Source organism: Pseudomonas lalucatii, assembly GCF_018398425.1.
Taxonomy (GTDB): Bacteria; Pseudomonadota; Gammaproteobacteria; order Pseudomonadales; family Pseudomonadaceae; genus Aquipseudomonas; species Aquipseudomonas lalucatii.
On sequence record NZ_JADPMV010000002.1, the window covers coordinates 23,273 to 44,091 of the forward strand.

Here is a 20,819-nt window from a genome sequence, read left to right on the forward strand (position 1 = left end):
CTCCTCAACAGGCGATGCCGATGCCGCGTTCGAGGAACGCGATCTCGGCGGCGAGCAGCTTCTTGTCGACCTTGCCGGCCGGGCTCAGCGGCAGTTGCCGGTAGAAGCGCAGGTACTCCGGCAACTTGTTGACCTCCAGCCCCTGGGCGCGCAGGTATTCGGTCAGCTCGCCGAGGGCGAAGCGCGGCGCGCCCTGGCGCAGCGTCACGCAGATGCATACGCGCTGCCCCAGGTCGGCGTCCGCCACGGCGACGCAGGCGGCACTGACCACGTCGGGATGGCCGGTGGCGAGCATCTCGATCTGCACCGGGCTGATGTTCACCCCACCGCGGATGATGATGTCCTTCTTGCGCCCGGCCAGCACCAGACAGCCGTCGCGGTCGATATAGCCCAGGTCACCGGTGCACACCCAGCCCTCGGCGTCGCGGTAGCGGGCATCGAGCTCCGGCGCGTTGACGTACTGCATCGGGCTCAGGGGCCCGCGCGCCTTGATCTCGCCGACCTCCCCCGGGGGCAGCTCGGCGCCCCGCTCGTCGACGATGCGGATCTCGCAGACGCTCGGGTTGGGCCTGCCGACGCTGCGCAGCACCACCTCGAGCGAGTCGTCGAGGGTGTTGTGGCAGTTCACCCCGTCGGCCGAGCCGTACAGGCTGATGAAGCCACAACCGAAGGCTTCGACGCAGCGCCGCACGCTGGCCTCGTCGATCAGCGAGCCGCCGCTGATCAGGCCCAGCAGGCTGGACTTGTCGACGTCTGCCAAGCGCGGTTCGGCGGCGATGCGCTGGAGCATGGTCGGCACCCCGAGGATATGGGTGGGCCGCAGGGTCTCGATGGCCTGGATCGCCGCCGTCACGTCGAACTTCGGCAGCACCACGATGGAGCCACCCAGCCAGGACAGGCAGCCGAAAGTGGCCGAGGAGCCGAACGAGGACCCCAGGGGCACCAGGTACATGCCGCGGAAGCTCTCGCCCTGCGCATGCAGGCGCTGCAGGAAACGCCCGCGCCCGCCGACCAGGGCGTTGTGCGAATAAGCCACCAGCTTGGGCTCCGACTCGGTGCCGGAGGACACCAGCAGGCGCACCGGCGAGTTGGGGCAGACCTGCGGCAGCGCCTCGAACCCCAGGGGCTCGGCCTGCAGCAACTGCTCCAGGGACTCCCAGCCACGCTGCGCCGCACCCTCGACTATCGGCACGCGCAGCGACAACAGGGTCGGACGCAGTGAATCGACCAGTTCGCACAGGTCGATGCCGCCGAACTCGGCCGGCACTATCACCGCCCGGGCGTCGCAACGGCGCAGCAGGGACTCGATGTCGAGGCGCCCACGTCCCGGCGGGAAAGGCGCGACCACCGCGCCCAGGGCGGCGGCCGCCAGGTCGATGGCGCAGCAGCGCCAGCTGTTGGTGAGCTGATAGGCGACCACATCGCCGGGCACTATGCCCCGCGCCCGCAGGCTCGCAGCCAGGCGCAGGGCCTGCTCGAGCAACTCGCCATAGGCGATGCTGCCTTCCGGCGAGAGTACCGCGAGCCTGTCGGGGGAGTGCTCGGCATGCTGCCGGAACAGCTGGAACACCGACTTGTTCGGATAGAGCCCATCGCGCGCCCACGCGCGGCGAACGGACTGGGGAACCAGATCGATAATGCCTGAGTTGTTCATGTGAAACTCCAGGGAGACGTGACCAGGGTGTAGGTATCCGTACGCAAACACGGCTTAATCCGCCCGTCTTCATGCAACGCCGACAGGTCTTCTCGAACCGCGGAAGCGGCCAGGCCGAACTCCCGCAAGAGTTCTTGCCAGGCCAGGGCATCGCGGGCCGCCAGGCAACGGCGGAGCTGCTCGTCACGCAAGGCCGGCTCGGCCGCCAGCTGGCAGTCCAGGGCGCCGGCCAGGCGCTGCAGGTCCACCGCCTCGTGGCACTCGAGCGCCAGCTGTCCCCGGGCGGTGGGATAGACGCCGGCGAGCAGCGGCTGGGCCGGCGCGTTGCCGGCGCGCAGGGCCTGCAACTCGCCATGGCACAGCAGGGTCGCGGCGCCGAGCAGCGAGCTGTCGACCCGCCCCGCCTCGCCATCCAGCGCACGCTTGAGCAGGGCTGCACTGACGCCCTGGGCCGCGACCACGCCGCCCAGCACGTCCAGCACGGTGAACAGCGAACCGCCGACGCCCGCCGAGGCCCGGGCGCTCCGTTGCGCCACCCCCGAATAGGCCTGCACCATGAAGTCGGTGCCCGGCATCCGCTGCAGGCGCTGGTCATCGCCCCAGCCGCCCGCGTAGGCGTAGACCAGCGCCGGGTTGACCCGCGCCAGGTCGTCCGCGTCCAGCCCCAGTTCGGCCGCCTTGCCGGGCGCCCAGTTGTGCAGGAACACCTCGGCCTGGCTGGCCATTTCCAGCAGCTCGGCGCGGCCCCGCGGCGATTTGATATCCACTTCGCGCACCCGCTTGTGACGGTTGAGCGCGTCGAAGCGCACCGAGCAACCGTCCGCCAGCGGCGGCATGCCGCGCAGCGGATCGCCGCCGGGCAGCTCGATACGCACCACCTCGGCGCCGAGCAGCGCCAGCAGGTGGCCGGCCAGCGGGCCCTGGATGCGCCGGCACGACTCGATGACGGTGACCCGGTGCAACGGCAACGCCCCCCGGGCAACGGCGGGAAGCGGCGCCGCCGCTGCCCGGCCCGGCCCGAACGCCCAGGGTCCCCGCTCCAGCAGGGGCGGCAGGTCATCGTCGGCCAGCCGCTCGGCCAGGCTGCGCAGCGGGCAGATGGCCACCCCACTGTCCCGGCAGCGCTCGGCGATCCACCCATAGGGCTGGCGCGCCAGGGCCTCCATCAGCTCTGCCGGCAACGGCGAAATCGCCTTGGCGTAACGCATGAGGAACGCGCTCCAGCCCTTGCCGGCCAGTTCGTCCGGCACCCCCAGGGACGTCCAGAAACGCCGCCAGGGCCCGGCATCCAGGGTCTCCAGCTCGAACACCACACCGTCGGCGGAGGTGAACGGCGGCCGCTGACGTGGCGAACTGCAGCCCGGCAACAAGCGTTCGGCGCCTTCCGGGGCGGTGGCACCGGCCAGGTACTGGCCGACGCCCAATGCCGCGGCGGCGGCCAGGGACAGCTCGACCCGCGTCTGCCCGGCGCCGCGCAACTGGCCAACGGCGGCGGCGAAGACGCCCTGCATGGCCAGGCAGGCGGCCAGGGTCGAGACGTAGTCCAGGCCCAGGGGACGCGCCCCGCCACTGGCGCGGCCATGCACGGCCATCAGGCCCGAGGCGGCCTGTACCGTCAGTTCGCTGGCGCCGTGGCTGCAGCCGTCGGCCCAGCCGCAGAGGCTGGCGGCGATAGGTGCGAGCCCCGGGACCTCGAAATGAAAATCTAGCCCCGAGGCGCCGCTCCCCGTGGCGGGGCCGAGTTCTATGCCCAGGGCCCGGGCTTGACTGAGAACGGCGGTAGCCACGGGGGCGAAGGCCGGTGGGACATGGGCAAAGGCGCCGGCAAGGGTGCATCCGGCCAGGGGAATGGACATAGGGTTGAACGCCGCGATCGATCCATGAAAACCCGCGCGCCAGCGCTTCGAGGCTGGCGGCGCGGACGCGAAATGCCGGAAAGCCCGGAACTCAGCCGCCGGCGACGGCGGGCAGGATGGTCACGCTGTCGCCATCCTGCAGCGCCGTCTCCAGGTTGTCGGCGAAGCGGATGTCGTTGTCGTTGACGTAGAGGTTGACGAAGCGGTGCATCTGATCGGCATCCAGCAGACGCTCCTTGATCCCTGGATAGTGCGCTTCCAGGCCCTCGATGAGTTCGCGCACGGTGGCGCCTTCGGCCTCGACGCGCTTCTGCTCAGCGGTGAACGGGCGCAACAGGGTGGGAATGGCAACGGAAACGGGCATACCTGACTCCTTGGTCTTGATGATGAAGGTGAGTGAGCGCGCGGCCGGCAAGACTCAGCGGGAAACCACCGCGGCGGGGTACTGCGCCACCGCCTGGATGCCTTCCTCGGTCACCTGGCCGTTGACGATGCGGAAGCTGCGTACCGGCGGGCCACAGTTCTGCGCGGTGCAGAGGATCACGTAGTGCGCCTGGGGTTCGCCGGCGAGCCGTATGTCGTCGCGGCTGGGGTATCCGGCCGAGTGGGTATGGGAGTGGTAGATCACCCGCGGCTCTTCGTTGCGGCACTCCATCTCCCGCCAGACGCGCAACTGCTCCTGCGGGTCGAACTGGAAGAAGGATTGCGACTGCGCGGCGTTGCGCATCGGAATCAGCCGCGTCGGCAGCGGCGACCCCACTGGCGCGACTATCACACCGCAGGTTTCCAGCGGATGGTCCTCGCGCGCCATGGCGAGCATGGCGTCGAGCAGTTCGGAAAGGATGATCAGCATGGCGTCCTTGCTCCAGAGTCCCTTTGAGTGGGAGCCGTTACCGGCTCAGTAGGTCGGCAGCGTGCTGTCCACCTCGCGGATCCAGGCGAGGATGCCGCCGTCCAGGTTGCGCACGTCGCCGAAGCCCTGGCGTTGCAGCTCGAGCAGCACCGCCCTGGAACGCAGGCCGCTCTTGCAGTGCAGGACCAACGGCGTGTCCTTGGCGAAGCGCGCGGCGATCTCGCCGGCCGCCGCCGGCCCCTTGCTGATCAAGTGGGCGCCCTCGATATGCACGATGTCCCACTCGGTGCGCTCGCGGACATCGATCAGCTCATGGCGCTCGCCGCGTTGGCGCAGCGCCGCGAGCTCCGGGGCCGTGATCGAGGGCATGTCCGAGTCCTGCACCCCGAGCGGGCGCGTGAGGCCGCAGAAACTCTGGTAGTCGCTCAGCGCGGTGATCGGCTGGCGGCCGGGCGCCCGGCGCAGGGGGATCTGCCGGTAGCTCATGTCCAACGCGTCGTAGACCATCAGCCGGCCCAGCAGCGACTCGCCGATACCGGTGATCAGCTTGACCGCCTCGGTGGCCATGATGGCGCCGATGGACGCGCAGAGGATGCCCAACACCCCGCCTTCCGAGCAGGACGGCGCCATCTCCGGCGGTGGCGGCTCCGGATACAGGTCGCGGTAATTGAGGCCGACCCCGCCCGGGGCGTCCTCCCAGAACACCGAGGCCTGCCCCTCGAAACGGAAGATCGAGCCCCATACATAGGGTTTTCCGGCCAGCACGCAAGCGTCGTTGACCAGGTAGCGCGTGGCGAAGTTGTCGGTGCCATCGACGATCAGGTCGTACTCGGCGAACAGCTGCACGGCCATCTCCGGCTCGAGGCGCTCGCGGTAGAGACGCAGCTCGACGTGCGGGTTCAGCTCGCGCAGGGCCGCCTCGGCGCTGTCGACCTTCAGCCGGCCGACCATGGACAGCTTGTGGATCACCTGGCGCTGCAGGTTGGACTCGTCGACCACGTCGAAGTCGATGATCCCCAGCGTGCCGACCCCGGCCGCGGCCAGGTAGAGCAACGCCGGGGAGCCCAGGCCGCCGGCGCCGATGACCAGCACCTTGCTGCTCTTGAGGCGGCGCTGACCTTCGACGCCCACGTCGGGAATCAGCAGATGGCGGCTGTAGCGGGAGACCTCGTCCCGGCTCAGCTCGGCGACGGGTTCGACCAAAGCGGAAAGTTTCATCATCGGATCCCTGAATGACTGGTTGAGAAAGAGTCTCGAATATCCCACCCCAGCCGGCAATCGACGGCCGGGCGGATTTCGTATGCCTTCGGGACCCATTCATATGCACGGCGGAGCCCGCCCCACAGACCGTGCTCAGGCGCGCGAAGGCGGCCGCTCGCCCCCTTCGCGCGCTACCCTCACTCGAGAAATGTCGACATGTCCCGGCAGACCGCGGCGAAGGCATCGACGAAGGCGCGAGCCTGATCCTCGTCGAGCAGCAAGGGTGGCTGGATGCGCATGACCCGGTTGTTGTTGGCCGTGACGAAGGTGAGGATGCGGTGCTCCTCGGAGAGTTTGGTGACGAAGCGCAGCACGAACATCTCCTCGAAGTTCTTCTCCAGCTCGTCGACCGCCTCGCGGAGCAACTGCTTGGCCTTGCCGGACATCATCCGGTAGCTGGCCATGGCGTTGCCCGGTATGCGGCTGGCGAACTCGCGCACGAAAGCCTCCACGCCGCCGGCGAAGCTGCTGTGGAACTCGATGGCGATCATCAGGCCGCGCCCGCGCACCTCGCGGATGAAGGGATAGTCCGCCACCGCCTCGCGCAAGGCCTGCTGCAACAGCCCGCCGACCCGCTGCGCATTGCCGGCCAGGTCCTCGCTCTCGATGACGTCCAGCGTGGCCAGGGCCGATGCGGCCGCCAGGTTGCCGCCGCCGAAGGTCGAGGTGTGCAGGGCGAAGCTGTCGATGCTGCCGTAGGCGCGGTCCCACAGGTCCGCCCGCGAGAGCGTGGCGCCGATGGGCACCGCCCCGCCGGAGAGGGATTTGGACAGCACCAGGATGTCCGGCGCCACGCCCTCCCATTCACAGGCGAAGAGCTTGCCGGTGCGTCCCAGTCCGGTCTGGATCTCGTCCAGGATAAGGATGCAGTCATGCTCGCTGCACAGCTCGCGGACCCGCGCCAGGTAACCCGGCGGCGGCAGCAGCACGCCGCCTTCGCCCTGGATGGGTTCGAGGATGAAGGCGCCCACGTCGCCCTGCAGCAGGGCCTGCTCCAGCGCCTCGATATCGCCGAAGGGAATCGAGTCGCAGCGCGGCAACAGCGGCTTGAACGGCTGCCGGTGCTTGTCGCGGCCGGTGACGGACAACGCGCCGAGGGTCTTGCCGTGGTAGCCGTTGTCGCAGTAGAGCAGCCGCGAGGCCCAGCTGCGATCCATGGCGGCGATCGCCAGCTTCAACGCCGCCTCCACCGCCTCGGTGCCCGAGTTGCTGAAGAACACCCGTCCCAGGTTGCCCGGCGCCAGCTCGCTCAGGCGCTGGGCCAGCAGGCTGGTCTGCAGCGGCACGGAGACGTACTGGACGAAAGTCGGCTGCTCCTGCTGCAGGTAGCGCTGCAGCGCGGCATTGATCCGCGGGTGGTTGTGCCCGGTGTTCAGGCAGCCGTACCCGGCGACGAAATCCAGGTAGCGGCTGCCGTCCAGATCGGTCAGCCAGCAGCCACTGCCATGGCCGAACACCCGCTCGATGTGGTTGAAGGCGTAGAACTCGCGGAGGATCGGATTGATGTGCTCGCCGAAGCAGCGCAGGGCCTCGGCGCGCAGCTGTGGGCCCTCGAGCGGGACCGGAGGCTGGCCGGGCCTCTGGTGAAAACGCCGCAGCCCCTGGAAATCCGCCGCGCCCAGGCGCTCGCCGTAGGAGGCCATGGGTGTCGGCAGCAGGCCGTGGCCCTCGGCCAGGCGGCCGATCTCCAGCACCTTGTCCTCCGGCAGTTCGCGACCGATGGAGAAGGCTTCCGCGCGCCCTTCCAGGCCCAGCACCAGGGTTTCCGCCAGGCAGCCATTGAGGAATTTCTTCGGCGCCATGCCCAGGCTCTCCCCGCCGAAACGCAGCGTGGAGCCGGCCGAGACCAGCCCGCCGTCGATGATCAGGATGTCGTTGCGGTCGCGCCGGTAGGGCATCACGTCCCGCGGCAGCGCGGCGTCGACCACCACCGAGCCGGGCGCCAGTCGATAGGGGTCGATGACCCCGCCGCTGGAAGTGGCGGCGACGAAGAAGCGCACGCCGGCGTAGCAGCTCTGTATGTCGTTGCTCAGGCGTACCCGCCCGCGCAGCTCCGCCGGCAGGTAGTCGAGGCCCTGGCGGGCCTGCTCTTCGCCGCCCCGGTGGATCAGGCACAGGCGGCAGCCCTCGCGGCCGAGCAGCCTGGCGATCGCCAGGGCGATGGAGCCGGGGTAGCCGACCACCGCGACCTCGGTGTCGAGCGGGTCCACCTCCAGCTGCCGCATGGCCTCCAGCACGTTGCGGTAGGCCGCGTAGGCGGTCAGCGAATTGCCGGTGGTCACCGGAACCCCGGTACGCTCCAGGGTCTGCAGGCCGCGGTTACCGACTATCGCGGTGAAACCGCCGAGGCCGACCAGCTGGGCGCCCTGCTCCTTGAGGCTGTCCACGCCCTCGATCACGCGCCGGGCGATGGCACGCGGCTGGGCGAGCATCTCCTCGGCGGTCAGCGGCAGGTAATGGACGATGCCTTCGCAGACCGCGCCACGGGCGCTGACGATGCGCCCGAAGTCGGCGAAGGGCACCAGGTTGCGCCGCTGCCACAGATCGGGGTGGTAACCGCGGTCCTGTTCGGCGAGGTTGCGCTCGAACAGGTCGAGGATCTTCACGTGACGCTTGAGTGCCACCGAGGTCGGGTGCGCGATGAATCCGAATTTCATGGTTCGAGAGTCCTTGTGGCCAGCTTCACTGGCGGTTCCAGGCGGTTTCGGAGACCAGGCTGAGGCCGTCTCCGTCGGAGTTGTGGGCCAGCATCACGTCGATGATGTTGAGCTGCCCGGGGCTGCTCAGGGCGCTGCGCAGGCCGTCGGCGTCGAACTGCAGCATCCGCCTGCGGCACAGGCTGATCGCCCCTGCCCGCTCGACGGCCGGCGCCGGCGCCGGCGCGGTCACCGCCACCTGGCGCGCGCCGTTGTGCGCGTAGCGCTTGTCCAGATAGGTCTGGATCATCGACAGCACGCCGTTGCTCAGATAGAACAGCGTGACATTCTTCGCCGCGCCGCGCGGGTCCTGGGCCAGGCCGGCCAGCAGGCGGGCCTCGATGTCCGGCACCAGCGCCCGCGCGCCGTCGCCGACGAAGGCCAGCACGTTATCCGCGGCACTGCAGGCGATATACGGCAATGCCATCAGAGCGTCGCCCATCAGCGCCCGGCCGTACCAGCCGGAGAAGCCCGGGCCGGTGCGCGGTACGTTGCGCAGCGCGGAGATGCCACAGCGACCGACGTCGTAGATGCCGGTATAGCGATAACCGTCGTCCTCGATCAGCTCGCGCACCAGACTGCCCAGGCGCAGGAAGAAGTAGTTGGCGGTCATCGGCACGGTGGCGATGTGATCCACCGGCACCGCTTCGCTGATCGCAGTTACGGCGGCCAGCCTGGCCCGGCGTAGCGCCAGCACCTCGGGCGCCACCGCCAGCCTGGCCTGGACCTGGTCGAGGAACAGGTCCAGCGGCATGTCCAGCGCCAGGTCGGTGAAGGGCGACCGGTGGCGGGGCTCGTGGTTGACCTGCACCACGCGTACCTGACGTTTCAGCTTGCCCTCGGAGAACGGCGTGGCGGCCTGGTCCACCTTGCTCTTGAGGAAGAACAGGCACATCGCGTCCGGCCCGACGACTTCATGCCGCTCGTGCAGGAAGCGGTAGACGCGCCGACTGAAGCCGTACAGCGACAGCGGCCCCAGGTAGTTCGGCACCGCCTGGCCCTGGTGATAGGGGCCGACGCTGCCCGGCTGGGTGATGCTGTCGGCCAGGGCGATGCCGGCCGCCGCGGCGATCCGGTAGACCCGCTCGCGCTGTGCCTCCGACAGCCTGCCGCATTGCCAGAGCATGTGCAGCGGCGCCTGGTTGATCAGGCGCAGCGCCTCGTCGAGCGCCGCCTGCTGCACCTCGCTCAGGCGCTGCGGCGCCGGCGCGGCGGGCGACGGCAGGCCGACGTCCAGGGGCTGCTGCGGGCGCGACTCCAGCACCGCCTGGGTGGCCAGCACGAACACCGGCTCGGCGCGCTCGGCGAGCAGGGCGAAGGCCTCCGCCAGCTTGGCCGCCACCTCGTCCACCTTGCGGATGAACACGTGGCCCAGGCCGCGTGCGGCGATCACCTGGCGGCCATCGTGGTCGGCGTCCAGGGTGCCCTGGAAGGCGAACCAGGCGTTGTCCGGGCTGTCCGCGCAGATGATCAGCCCCGGGGCGCCGGCACGCTTGAGGTTGGCCAGGGTGCCGCGGAACTCGTCGATCATCCCGGAGGTGACCGCGATCACATAGGCGCGGCCGTAGAGCTGCCAGCCGGCCAGGGCGGCGACCGCCAGGCTGTGCTCGTTGCAGCCGTGCAGGCAGCGAACGCCGCTGCCGGCCACGCGCTGCTGCATGGACTGGATCAGCCCGGCCACCATGGAGCCGGTGTAGGAATGGAAGTCCCAGTGGTCCGGCCAGCGTTCGCCCATGAAGCGTGCCACCTCGGTGGCGATGCTCACTGGCGGCAAGGCCGTGCTGATCGAGCGGGCCAGCATGCGGTTGAAGTGGCCGTGCTCCAGGTGGTCCACGGCGATCCGCAGCAGGTCGGCACGCCCGGCCGCGCGGTCCTCCGGCGGGACACGCAGGTGACGGTTGCCACCGGCCCGCGTCATCCAGCCCGGTAGCGCCGCAGCGGAGCAGTAGAGCAGCGCCGAATGGGGCGACAGGCGGGGGCCATGGCCCCCGCGACCACAGGCGGCGAACAGCGCCTCGAACGGGTCATCCCCCGCCTCCGGCAGCGCGCTGGCGTCGACGATGAACAGCTCCACCTGCGGGCCGGCGGTGTGGCGCGGCAACTGCGCCAGCGCCACCTCCGGCGTGGGGAAATGCAGCAGCTCCACCGACAGCTCCTGACGGTTGGCCGCAGTGCTCGCCTGCAGATAGTCCTCGGCCTGGACCATCAACGTTTCCAGCACCGCCTCGCTACGCGGCTGCCCGCCCAGCGCCCGACACATTTCCGCCACGCACTCGGCGGCGCTCCAGGGCTCGCCCGCTGCTACGGCCAGCCCCCTCTGCAGCTGCTCGACGACGAAGGCCACGTCCTCGAACAGCCATTGCGCCTGTGTGATCAGGCATATCCCCAGCACTCCCTTCATGGATCCATCCTCTGCACAGGTTTCTCAATTGCCGCGGGTGTCGCCCGCGACTCCCTTTGCGCGCCTGTACAGCGTCACGCGCATCATGCTCCTTCAAGGGCAGCGCCCGTCCGCCTCCATGGCGCCCAGCCGCCCCCCCTCCTGTTCCGTCACCTGTGCCAGGGTCCGCCGACTGCCCAGGGCCAGGCCGGCCACGCCGAGCATGGCCAGCGTCAAGCCGAGCAGCATGCCGGTGTAGCCCAGGCGATCCAGGGCCACCCCGGCGAGCACGGGCACCGCCAGGCGCGAAACCACGAACAGGCTGGCCTGCAGGCCGTAGTCGGCGGCCTGGCGCTGCTGCCGGGTGAAAAACATCATCAGGCCGAAGACCAGCGCGGAGATGGCCCCCATGGCCGCCGCGATCAACGCCGCGCCGACGACCAAGCCGAACGCACCCGCATCCAGCCAGACCGCCGTGGTCAGGCCGGCCAGGGCGAGCAAGGCGAAACCGGTGAACAACGGCATCGCCCGCGCGGCGCCGATGACGCGAATCAACCGGGCGCTCGCCACGCTGGCCAGGGCACCGACCACCCCGCCGCCCACCCCGGCCAGCCAGGCCACCCGCTCCGCCGACATGCCCTGGTCCAGCAGCAGGGGCTTGAGGTACAGCCAACAGGCGCCGACAAAGGGGAAGCTGAGCAGCAGCAGGAAGGTCCACAGGCGCGCGCCCGGCTGCTCGAAATAGCCGCGCCAGCCATCCCCGGGCGCAGTCCCCGGGGATGCTGCAGGCGGCGCCAGCGCCGCCTCGCCGAGCAGCGGCAGCAGCGCGGCGCCGAGCAGCAACGCCGCCGCCATCAGCAGGAACGGCGCCTGCCAGCCCCAGCGTGCGTGCACCAGCAGCATCAGCCCGCCACCGGCGATGGCCGCGAGGAACAGCGCCGCCGAGCGTATCGCTCCGGCGCGCATGCGCTCGCTTTCCGGCAGCAGCTTGATCGCCAGGGCGTTCACCGGAATGTCCGCCCAGGTCGCCAGGACACCGGCACACAGCGCCAGGAGGAACAGCAGCCCACGGCTGCCGAGCAGCTCCTGACGCCCGATCAGGACCAGGGTCGCCGCCAGCGACAGGCACAGCAGCACTGCCCAGCCCCGGTAGTGGCCGCCGGCAAAGCGCCAGCGCTCGACCGGCAGCGCCAGGAGGAACTTGAACAGCGCCGGCAGCCCGGCCAGCTGGAACAGGCCGATGTCGGTGCCCGACCAGCCGTGCTGGCGCATCACCAGCGGCAAGCCCAGCAGCAGATAGATGCTCGGCAGCGCCAGGGCGAAGTTCAGCCAGCCGAACAGCGCCTGGCGCCCCAGCAGGCGGGTCGCGGCGCGGCTCATGGCACGCTCCGGCGGCCGATCACGGCGGTGACCGGGGTCATGGGGAACGGAACCTCGCGAACCGTTTCCAACCCGCCGAAGCCGGCCCGCGCCAGGGCCTGGTACAGCTCGCCCGCGCGCGTCACATGGCGCCCGAGCATGCGCATCGACAGGTAGTAGGGCAGCATTGCCAACGCCGCATCCGGGCTGTGCGGGATCTCCGCCTGGGCGCAAACCAGCACCCCGCCCGGCCGCAGTGCGGCGAGCATCCGGCACAGGGCGACGTGGGGATCGGCCACGAAATGCAGCACCGAGGAGCACCAGATCAGGTCGTAGCCTTCACCCAGGGCGTCGCGGGACAGGTCGCCTCCCCGGCTCCGCAGGCGCCCGGCCAACCCCGCCCGTGCGATGTTCTCCTGGGCCACGCTGGCGGCCTCCGGCAGATCGAACACCTCGCCACCGAGCACGGGGTTGGCCTCGGCCAGGGCGATGGCGACCAGGCCGGGACCGCCGCCCAGGTCTAGCAGGCGCTCGGCAGCGGCGAATTCGGGCAGGCGGCTCACCAGCGCCAGTGCCGCCGCGGCTGTGACGGCGCGCTGCTCCTGGGCGATCTGCAGGCGCGCCGCCGCCTGCCAGTTGGCTCCGGTCCCGGCGAGATGGGGTGCGATGCTGGCCCGGCCGCTGCGCACCTGCTCACCCAGCTGGTCGCCGAAATGGCGCAGCGCCTGGGTACGGAACAGCCAGGCATCGCCACAATAATCAGGGGACACGCGACTCAGGTACTGCCCCGCGACCGCCCCGGTGCCATAGCGCCACTGGCACGGCGTTGCATCCACGCCCCGGCGCTCCAGCAGGCGCATGCTCCAGAGCAGCTCCAGCAGCTGCGCGGTATTCGCCGGGTGCAGTTGCAGACGCGCGGCCGTCTCGGCCGCCGTCAGCGGCTCGACGAGCCGCTCGAACAGCTGCAGCTCCAGGGCCACGCGCAGGGCATCGGCCTGTACCGCCGCCAGGGAGACCTCCCAGTAAGGTTGCAGGGGGTGGCGGGCCTCAGCGGGCAGATGGCGGCTCATAACTGGTAGCTCAGGCGCAGGCCCAGTTCACGGGGCTCGCTGTACACCCGGGCCATGCCATTGAGGAAGCCGACCGCGTCGTAGCGCTTGTCCGTGGCGTTGTCGAGGTACAGGGTGATGCCGTAGTGCGCGTACTGGTAGCCGGCACGCAGGTCGAGCAGGGTGTAGCCGCCTCGGCTGAAACGGTTGGCGGAATCCAGATAGGTGCGCCCCACCCCGCTCAGGCCGGCCTGGGCGTACCAGCCGGCTGGGGCGTCGTAGCGCAGGCCGAGGTGACCGTTCAGATCCGGGGCGAAGGGGTTGTGATTGCCCCGGTGATCGGCATTGCGGTCACGGAAGCGCTCGAAGCGGGTGCGATTGATCCCCAGTGCGCCCTGTAGCCGCCAATCGTCTCCCAGCAGGTACTCGGCCTCCAGCTCCAGGCCGGTGGAGCGAGCCTCGGCGGCGTTGCTGATGGAAACGGCGCCCGGCACGACGATCTGCTGGACCTGCATGTCGTCGATATCCATCCAGTAGAGCGCGGCGGCGTAGCGCAGGCGGTGTTGCGCGCCCCAGCCCTTGAGACCGACTTCATAGGCGCGCACCTGCTCCGGGCCGTAGCCGGGAAAGTCCGCCGCGGCGGCGAAGGCGTTGAAGCCCCCGGCGCGAAAACCTTCGGCGTAACTGGCGTAGAGCTGGGCGTCCGGCGACCACTGGTACTGCAGCGCCAGCTTGGGGCTGAGACGTTGCCAGGCGTCGCTCTTGCGTGTGCCGCTGCGGGCCGACAGCTTGACCCTGTTCCGTTCCATGCGCGCCCCCAGGCTCAGCGACCAGCGCGTGGACAGCGGCAGCGTCCAGTGGCCGAACAGCGCGGTGGAGTTGCCGCCCAGGTCCACCCGGGTGCGGCTCTGGCCCATGGGTGAGTGCTGACGGAAATCCAGGTCGTGGTCGTCGCGATCCGCGTAGAAACCCAAGAGCCATTGGCCGCTGCCGGTCTCGCCCTCCAGGCGCAGTTCCTGGGACAGGTTGCTCAGGTGATGGTCACGCTCCACCCGCAGCAGGTCGGCGGGCAGAAAATCGCTGTCCTGGCGGACCCGGTCATGGAAGTCGTTGCCCGCGGTGATCGAGCGCAGCCTCAGGCCGTCGCCCAGTTCCTGGGCGAGATCCAGCGCCAGCGTACGCCCGCTGGAGCGATTCCAGTTCGACGTCCCGGAGCGCACCTCGCGCCGGGAGGAGTTCACGCCCCCCCACTGCGAACCGCCGTCCCGGTAGTCCTGGCGGCTGTAGCGCAGGGTGGCGCTGCTGCGCGCCGAGGGCGTCCAGCGCAACACCGCGCGGCCGTTGCGCCGCGCGCGGTCGTCCTCGCGGCCGCCGCGCTGGCGGTTGTCGATGAAGCCGTCCTGCTCCAGCCACTCGCCGGCGATGCCGGCATACAGGCTGTCCGCCACCAGCGCCTGGCTGAGGTCGAAGCGCAGCGAACGCCTGTCGCGACTCCCCAGGCTGGCATCGACCAGGGCATAGGGACTGTCGCCGGGCTGGCGCGTATGGAGACTCAACACCCCGGTCTCGGCATTGCGCCCGTACAGCGTCGCTTGCGGCCCACGCAGGACCTCCACCCGCTCGACACCCAGCAGGTTGCTGTCGAACCCCTGACCCATGAGGGTCGGGACACCATCGACCAGCATCAGCATCGAAGAGGAGAAGGCGGTGGCGCTGGAGGTCAGCCCCCGCATCACCGGGAGATTGGTGCCCGACTGGCCGAACGGCTGGAAGGCGAAGCTCGGCGTTCGCCGTGCCAGACCTTGCAGGTCTTCCACGGCCGCGGCGCGCAGATCGTCGCCATAGAACACCGAGAGACTGCCCGGCACCTGCTCCTGTCGTTGCTCGTGCTTGTTGGCCGTCACCGTGACGGACGGCAGGACCTGCTCGGCCCTGGCCGCAACCGCCAGAATGTGGGCGATTACCAGCACTCCGGCGCCCGATAAAGCATGCTTAGCCATCGTTTCCCCGCTGAATCAAGCGCAGATGGACCCGGCGAAGCCCCGTACGCAGGGTCCCTGTCATCTGACTCGTGCTATTGACGATGGGGAAGCTTAGAGATAAATACGAATGAGTATCATGTATGTTTGTATGAAATCAGGATCTACCTGTATCCATAAGGGAGGAAACAGAGCATGGCCGCTATCCAGAAAGCATTGCAGTCGCACCGCCTGGCGATGACCCAGGCCCGTTTGAGCCAACGCCAAGACAGCGGCTGGGAGCGTCACCGCCTGCCAGAGACCTGTGGCGAGTGTTACTCCGAACGTCTCCCGCTGGACGATGGCCTGGTGGTGGTGCGCTCGCGCTACCACCCGACGCGCAATCTGGCCGAAGAAACGGTCAATCCCCACGATCGGCGCATGCTGGTCATCACCTATGGCATCCAGGGGCGCTCGGTCTACACGGGCACGGACGGCTATTCCCTCGACTTCCGGGCCGGTTACACCACCATCACCGCCTTCCGCAGCAGCCATGGCGAGCGTTGCTACGAGGCCGGATCGACCGTCTCCCAACTACGCCTGCTGGTCGGCGAAGGCGTTCTCTGTCGCTACCTCGGTGCCGAGCGGGCCGCAGCCCTGCTGGCAACCGATCGCATCCGCCAGCTGGCCTTCCACAAGACCTCCCGCGCCAGCAGTGCCCATGCCGGGGCCCTGGCCCAGCACCTGCTGCAGAACAGCGGCGGCACGCTGGACGCCCATATCCACGCCCTGACCCTGCTGTCCGAACAGCTGGGCTCCATTGCCCCGCCGACCAGGAGCACGCCGCAACTCGGCCTGGCCGATATCGAGAAGCTGGAGCGGGCCCGCGACCTGATGCTCGAGCAGATGGACCAGCCTCTCACCGTTCCCTACCTCAGCGCAGCGGTGGGCCTGAACGAGTTCAAGTTCAAACAGGGCTTCCGCCAGCACTTCAAGACCACGCCGCACCAGATGCTCAACGAGCTGCGCATGCGCAAAGCCTACGCGCTGCTGGAGACCGGCTGCCAGGTCGCCCAGGCCGCTTACCGGGTGGGCTACCGCCACCCGAACAACTTCAGCGCCGCCTTCTCCAGCTTCTTCGGCAAGTCGCCGAAGTCGGTATTCGGCAAGAGGCGCTAGCTAGCTGCCGGGCTTGGCGAGCGCCGCCCTCTCCTGCCCCTCGGCAAGCCCGGCACTGGCCGCTGCACACGGCAACAGCCTGCCCGGCAGCGATCCACCGCACGCAATGGCGGCACCGCGCAAGGCCAGAGAAGAGCCGCGCCGCCCGGGTGCAGGCTGTCGATGCACGGGTTCCACACCTCGAGACCGGGGACTCTCGCCGCGGTATCGCACCGCGCCAGCCTGAACAGGCCTGCGCTGGTCGCCTGTCGGCGCCGACCTGCAGCATAAGTTTTCCTACTGCTTATCAGAAAATATTTGAATTTTGTTCTGGCCGCATATTGCGCAGTATGAAATCCGTAATAAGCAGGTTTACGAACCCGGCGACCGACGAAGAACAATACGAGGAATAACCATGTCCAATCTCATCAAGCAAATACCCAAAGTTTACGTTCTCGATAATGGCCGCATGAAGATGGATAAGAACTTCATGATCAGCATGCACAACCCGGCCACTATCGACAATCCGAACAAGCCCGCCGAGTTGATTGAGTTCCCCATTTTTACCGTGCTCATCGACCACCCAGACGGCAAGGTGCTGTTCGACACTGCGTGCAACCCCAACAGCATGGGTGAGAACGGCAGGTGGCCCAAAGAAATTCAGGACATGTTTCACTATACGGCGGAGGTCAATGGCCAGGACTGTCACCTGCATAGTCGCCTGGCGGAAATCGGCGTTGACCCGCGCGATGTCGACTATGTAGTCGTCTCCCACTTGCACCTCGATCATTCGGGCTGCCTGGAGTTGTTCACCAACGCAAAAATCATCGTTCACCAGAATGAGTTCAACGCCGCCCTTTCGAACTACGCCCAAAACAGAACCGCCGAAGGGTTTATTTGGGACGATGTGGATGCCTGGATCAAGAACGACCTGACCTGGCGGGTAGTCAAGGAAGCTGAAGGCGATCTGGATCTGCTCGATGGGATCCGGATCCTGAACTTCGGTGGCGGTCACTCCTATGGCATGCTTGGCTTGCACATCGAACTTCCTGGCCATGGCCCGTTGATTCTGGCATCCGACGCCGTCTATTCGGCAGAAAATTACAGCAATCCGAGCAGGCTGCCCGCGACCATTTATGACTCGCTCGGCTACATGAGAACAGTGGAGAGAATCCAGAAGCTTTCCAAGCAGACCGGCTCCGATGTTTGGTTTGGCCATGACAGTGAGCAGTTCAACTCCCTCATAAAATCAACTGATGGCTTCTACGAATAAGAGGACCGGCCGTGAGCAACATCATGTTTGTTGAGACATTTCGAATCAAGGTTTATGTGATCGCGGACTACCTGGAGCAGGTCCTGGACGCTATTGCCAGTGCCACCAATCTCAAGTACGGAAACTATGATGGCGTCTCCTGGTGCTCTCACCCCGGCATAGAAAGGTGCACGCCACGCGCCGGTTCCGATACCTATGGCGGGGAAATCGACAAGCCTTTTTCCATCGCCTCGACAAAGATCGAGTTTTCGATCCCTCGAGATAAGGAACTCCTTTCCAAAGTGGTTGCAAGCATTTTCGAGCACCACCCATGGGACGAGCCAGTCATCTGCATCACCGAGTCGGTAGACACTCGCAAAAACGGCGTTGTTTGACGGCAACTCTACACCCCGTAGAGGTCAAACTCAGCGGCCCAGGGAGCTTGCATCTCGGCTCTCTGGCCCACTGTCTGCCTGAAGCTGTATTGGCCACTGCCGAATCGCCAATCGCCTCCGACGCTGTCGTGGAAATACACACTGCAAAGCGCGTCGATGGATCGCCAAGCCTAACAGCGAATTGCGCTATCAGCATTCAAGGCGGGCGGCAAAGCTCCAGAATGTATTTCCGACCATAAAATCAATAGGTTCTCAGTGAGATCATTATGATAGGCAAGATTGCAGTAATGAAGCAGCCTGGACAGATAGAATTCCAGGAATATGATATCCCCGCGCCCAAGCCTGGATCGATTATTACCAAAGTCCTGTGCAGTAACGTTTGTGGCTCGGAGCTGCATATATGGTGCGGCCACCACCCGAAGAAGAGTGGCGGCCTGGGCCACGAAACGGTGGGCTTGGTCCACCAGATCGGCGAAGGGGTTTTGACTGATAATGCCGGCGCCGCTATCAAGGTGGGCGACCGTATTGCCGCCACCTACTTTATCGCTTGCCAGCGCTGCCCCTCCTGCCTGTCGGGCAAACTCAACCTTTGCGAGAATGCCTACAGCTTCTGGGCCAGGCAACCAGAAGAAGCGCCGCACTTCCACACCACATTCTCGACGCATTACTACATCCATCCCGGGCAGTTTTTCTACAAGGTTCCTGACAACGTTCCCGACAAATTGGCTGCCGGGGCGAACTGCGCCCTGTCGCAAGTTTACTACGGCATCGACTTGTCAGAGATCACGACCCAAGACACTCTGGTGATTCAGGGCGCAGGTGGATTGGGGATTTACGCGATCGCCCTTGCCAAACGCAAAGGGGTTAGCGTCATTGTAATCGACGCAGACAAGAATCGACTCGAACTGGCCAAGGAGTTCGGCGCCGACCATATCATCGACATGCGCGAGCAGCAGACCAAAGACGATCGAATTCAAGCGGTAAAGGCACTCACCAATGGTCGTGGCGCTGATGTTTGCCTGGAAGTGGCTGGTGTGCCCGAGGCGTTTGCCGAGGGATTGGAGTTGGTTCGTAGCGGCGGCAAGTTCGTCACGATGGGCAATGTAACCCCGGGCAAAACCATTGCCATTGACCCCGGTTATATCACCCGAAGCCAGATCACCATCATCCCGGTGATGCGCTACCAGCCCGTTTACCTGTACAAGGCGCTGAAGTTTCTGAGTGAAAACATCGAGAAACTGCCGTTTCATAAAATCCTCGATACCGAGTACTCGCTCGAAGACGTAGAGCTGGCACTTTCCGACTCCATGTCGCGCAAGGTGACCCGTGCTTCGATCGTGATGAAGTAAGCGCCAAGCAGGACCTGGACAGTCCGAATATCGATTGACCAGCAGGCACTGCGCGGAACCGTGTCCCAGGTTCGTAAAAGCGAGACAGTATTAGGCCGTATTGGTTGCTCAGCCTGCCTCTCGGCGAGTTGGCTGCCACGAGCGCAGCCAGTTTGCCGATCCCTATCCAGGCCCCTGCGCAGCGCCGTTCTCATATGGCACTGGTCATCAACAATTAACTCGCTACCGCTGAGGAGTTCCAAATGACGTCTTCGATTCTAGATTCGAAAATATTTGCGCCACTGTTCCACTCGCAGGAAATGCAGGCGGTCTTCAATGACGACGCGCGTGTAAAGGCCTATCTGGAAACCGAGGCGGCCTTGGCTCGCGCCCAGGCAAAACTCGGGCTTATCCCGGAAAACGCAGCTCGGAAGATCGACGAGGCTGCTAGCACTATCCAGATTGACATGGACCGCCTGGCCCATGACACCGGTACGGTGGGCTACCCCATTCTCGGCTTGGTGCGTCAATTGGTTGAAGCCTCCGGCAGCGAGTCCGGCGGCTACGTCCATTGGGGGGCGACCACTCAGGATATTATGGACACCGCATCGGTACTCCAGATTCGCGATGGACTGGAGTTGATCGACAGGGACCTCAAGCGGGTGGAAAAAGCGCTGATCGTGCTCGCCAAAGAGCACCGCAACACCGTAATGGCGGGGCGCACCCATCTGCAGCATGCATTGCCGGTCACCTTTGGCTACAAAGCGGCGGTCTGGCTCGACAGCCTTCGTCGCACTCAAAGCCGTCTTCAGGAGCTGCGTCCGCGCGTGCTGATGGCTCAACTATGGGGTGCAGCAGGTACCCTGGCCTCCATCGGCGACAAGGCTGAATTGCTGACGGGCGCCGTGGCCGAAGAGCTGGACCTTGTAACCCCGGACGCTCCTTGGCATGCGACCCGGGACGGGTTTGCCGAAGTGGCTTGCGCCCTCGCGTTGATGACCGGATCGCTGAGTAAGATCGCGCTCGACATCATGATCATGTGCATGGACGAGATATCCGAAGTTGCCGAGCCCTTCGTCAAGGATCGCGGTGCGTCGTCGACGATGCCACAGAAGCGCAATCCAATTTCCTGCGAGGTCATTCGTGGCTGCAATATGGGTGTCATCAAGGCCGCTGGATTGCTGATGGATGCCCAGGAAGCTGACTTCGAGCGGGCGACAGGCCCTTGGCACGCAGAGTGGATCGGGCTGCCCCAGGCCTTTGTCCTGGCACATTGTGCGCTTTCTCAGGCGGTCTTCTTGCTAGAGGGCCTGGAAGTGTTCCCCGATAAAATGGCCAAGAACCTCGACATCAGCAAAGGTCTTATCGTCGCCGAGGCCGCCATGATGGCGCTGGCGCCACACGTAGGCCGGCAGGCCGCTCACGACATCGTCTATGAAGCCTGCCTCGAAGCACAGAGCCATGACTGCTCCTTGTACGATGTGCTGTCGCAAAACCAGGATGTCACTCGATACATCGATCAAGATGCGCTGGTAAAGGTGCTATCGCCTTCATCCTATCTGGGGTTGTCGCAGTTGATCGTCGACAGGGTTACTGCCGGCTGAAGCAATGGAGAGCCAGT

Annotated in this window: 15 protein-coding genes; 5 read left to right on the plus strand and 10 right to left on the minus strand. The window is 66.5% G+C overall.

The genetic code is table 11. The annotated features are described in order from the left end of the window. Positions 1 to 4: 4 nt before the first annotated feature. The 10 genes from I0D00_RS13360 to I0D00_RS13405 all read right to left on the minus strand — a co-directional run bounded on the left by I0D00_RS13360 (position 5) and on the right by I0D00_RS13405 (position 15,107). Positions 5 to 1,654, minus strand: a complete 1,650-nt coding sequence (locus I0D00_RS13360; RefSeq protein WP_213640327.1) for an AMP-binding protein — start codon at positions 1,652 to 1,654, stop codon at positions 5 to 7. Continuing rightward, complete coding sequence (locus I0D00_RS13365; protein ID WP_213640328.1) at positions 1,651 to 3,510, minus strand: CoA transferase; 1,860 nt, start codon at positions 3,508 to 3,510, stop codon at positions 1,651 to 1,653. The genes I0D00_RS13360 and I0D00_RS13365 overlap by 4 nt, the downstream gene beginning before the upstream one ends. Before the next feature lie 91 nt (positions 3,511 to 3,601). Then, on the minus strand, positions 3,602 to 3,874 hold the full coding sequence (locus tag I0D00_RS13370; RefSeq protein WP_213640329.1) for a MoaD/ThiS family protein: 273 nt from the start codon (positions 3,872 to 3,874) through the stop codon (positions 3,602 to 3,604). Positions 3,875 to 3,928: 54 nt separating this feature from the next. Then, complete coding sequence (locus I0D00_RS13375) at positions 3,929 to 4,363, minus strand: M67 family metallopeptidase (RefSeq protein ID WP_213640330.1); 435 nt, start codon at positions 4,361 to 4,363, stop codon at positions 3,929 to 3,931. Positions 4,364 to 4,408: 45 nt separating this feature from the next. Then, positions 4,409 to 5,581: a molybdopterin-synthase adenylyltransferase MoeB gene (gene moeB / locus I0D00_RS13380; RefSeq protein ID WP_213640331.1), complete on the minus strand. Its 1,173-nt coding sequence runs from the start codon at positions 5,579 to 5,581 to the stop codon at positions 4,409 to 4,411. A 179-nt stretch (positions 5,582 to 5,760) separates the two neighbouring features. After that, a complete protein-coding gene (pigE, locus tag I0D00_RS13385) occupies positions 5,761 to 8,280 on the minus strand; it encodes a prodigiosin MAP biosynthesis aminotransferase PigE (RefSeq protein WP_213640332.1) in 2,520 nt (839 codons plus the stop codon). 25 nt (positions 8,281 to 8,305) lie between these two features. Then, the gene (locus I0D00_RS13390) at positions 8,306 to 10,720 is read right to left on the minus strand and encodes a thiamine pyrophosphate-binding protein (RefSeq protein WP_213640333.1); all 2,415 of its coding nucleotides are present in this window, start codon (positions 10,718 to 10,720) and stop codon (positions 8,306 to 8,308) included. 93 nt (positions 10,721 to 10,813) lie between these two features. Then, positions 10,814 to 12,079 carry an MFS transporter gene (locus I0D00_RS13395; RefSeq protein ID WP_213640334.1) on the minus strand — a complete coding sequence of 422 codons (1,266 nt, stop codon included), beginning with the start codon at positions 12,077 to 12,079 and terminating at the stop codon, positions 10,814 to 10,816. Further along, on the minus strand, positions 12,076 to 13,128 hold the full coding sequence (locus tag I0D00_RS13400; RefSeq protein WP_213640335.1) for a methyltransferase: 1,053 nt from the start codon (positions 13,126 to 13,128) through the stop codon (positions 12,076 to 12,078). Before I0D00_RS13400 ends, I0D00_RS13395 begins: the two co-directional genes overlap by 4 nt. Further along, positions 13,125 to 15,107 (minus strand): TonB-dependent receptor, encoded by a 1,983-nt coding sequence (locus I0D00_RS13405; RefSeq protein WP_213640336.1) that lies wholly within the window; start codon positions 15,105 to 15,107, stop codon positions 13,125 to 13,127. The genes I0D00_RS13400 and I0D00_RS13405 overlap by 4 nt, the downstream gene beginning before the upstream one ends. Positions 15,108 to 15,281: 174 nt before the next feature. Here I0D00_RS13405 and I0D00_RS13410 point away from each other — a divergent pair, with 174 nt between their 5' ends. The 5 genes from I0D00_RS13410 to I0D00_RS13430 all read left to right on the plus strand — a co-directional run bounded on the left by I0D00_RS13410 (position 15,282) and on the right by I0D00_RS13430 (position 20,802). Beyond that, a complete protein-coding gene (locus I0D00_RS13410; protein ID WP_213640337.1) occupies positions 15,282 to 16,244 on the plus strand; it encodes a helix-turn-helix domain-containing protein in 963 nt (320 codons plus the stop codon). Between the two features lie 394 nt (positions 16,245 to 16,638). Then, positions 16,639 to 17,496: an N-acyl homoserine lactonase family protein gene (locus I0D00_RS13415; protein ID WP_213640338.1), complete on the plus strand. Its 858-nt coding sequence runs from the start codon at positions 16,639 to 16,641 to the stop codon at positions 17,494 to 17,496. Positions 17,497 to 17,507: 11 nt separating this feature from the next. After that, entirely contained in the window at positions 17,508 to 17,870 is a 363-nt protein-coding gene (locus I0D00_RS13420) for a YqfO family protein (RefSeq protein ID WP_213640339.1), read from the plus strand. A gap of 266 nt (positions 17,871 to 18,136) precedes the next feature. After that, positions 18,137 to 19,219, plus strand: a complete 1,083-nt coding sequence (locus I0D00_RS13425) for a zinc-binding dehydrogenase (RefSeq protein WP_213640340.1) — start codon at positions 18,137 to 18,139, stop codon at positions 19,217 to 19,219. Positions 19,220 to 19,461: 242 nt separating this feature from the next. After that, positions 19,462 to 20,802, plus strand: a complete 1,341-nt coding sequence (locus I0D00_RS13430) for a class-II fumarase/aspartase family protein (RefSeq protein WP_213640341.1) — start codon at positions 19,462 to 19,464, stop codon at positions 20,800 to 20,802. The last annotated feature ends 17 nt before the right edge of the window (positions 20,803 to 20,819 follow it).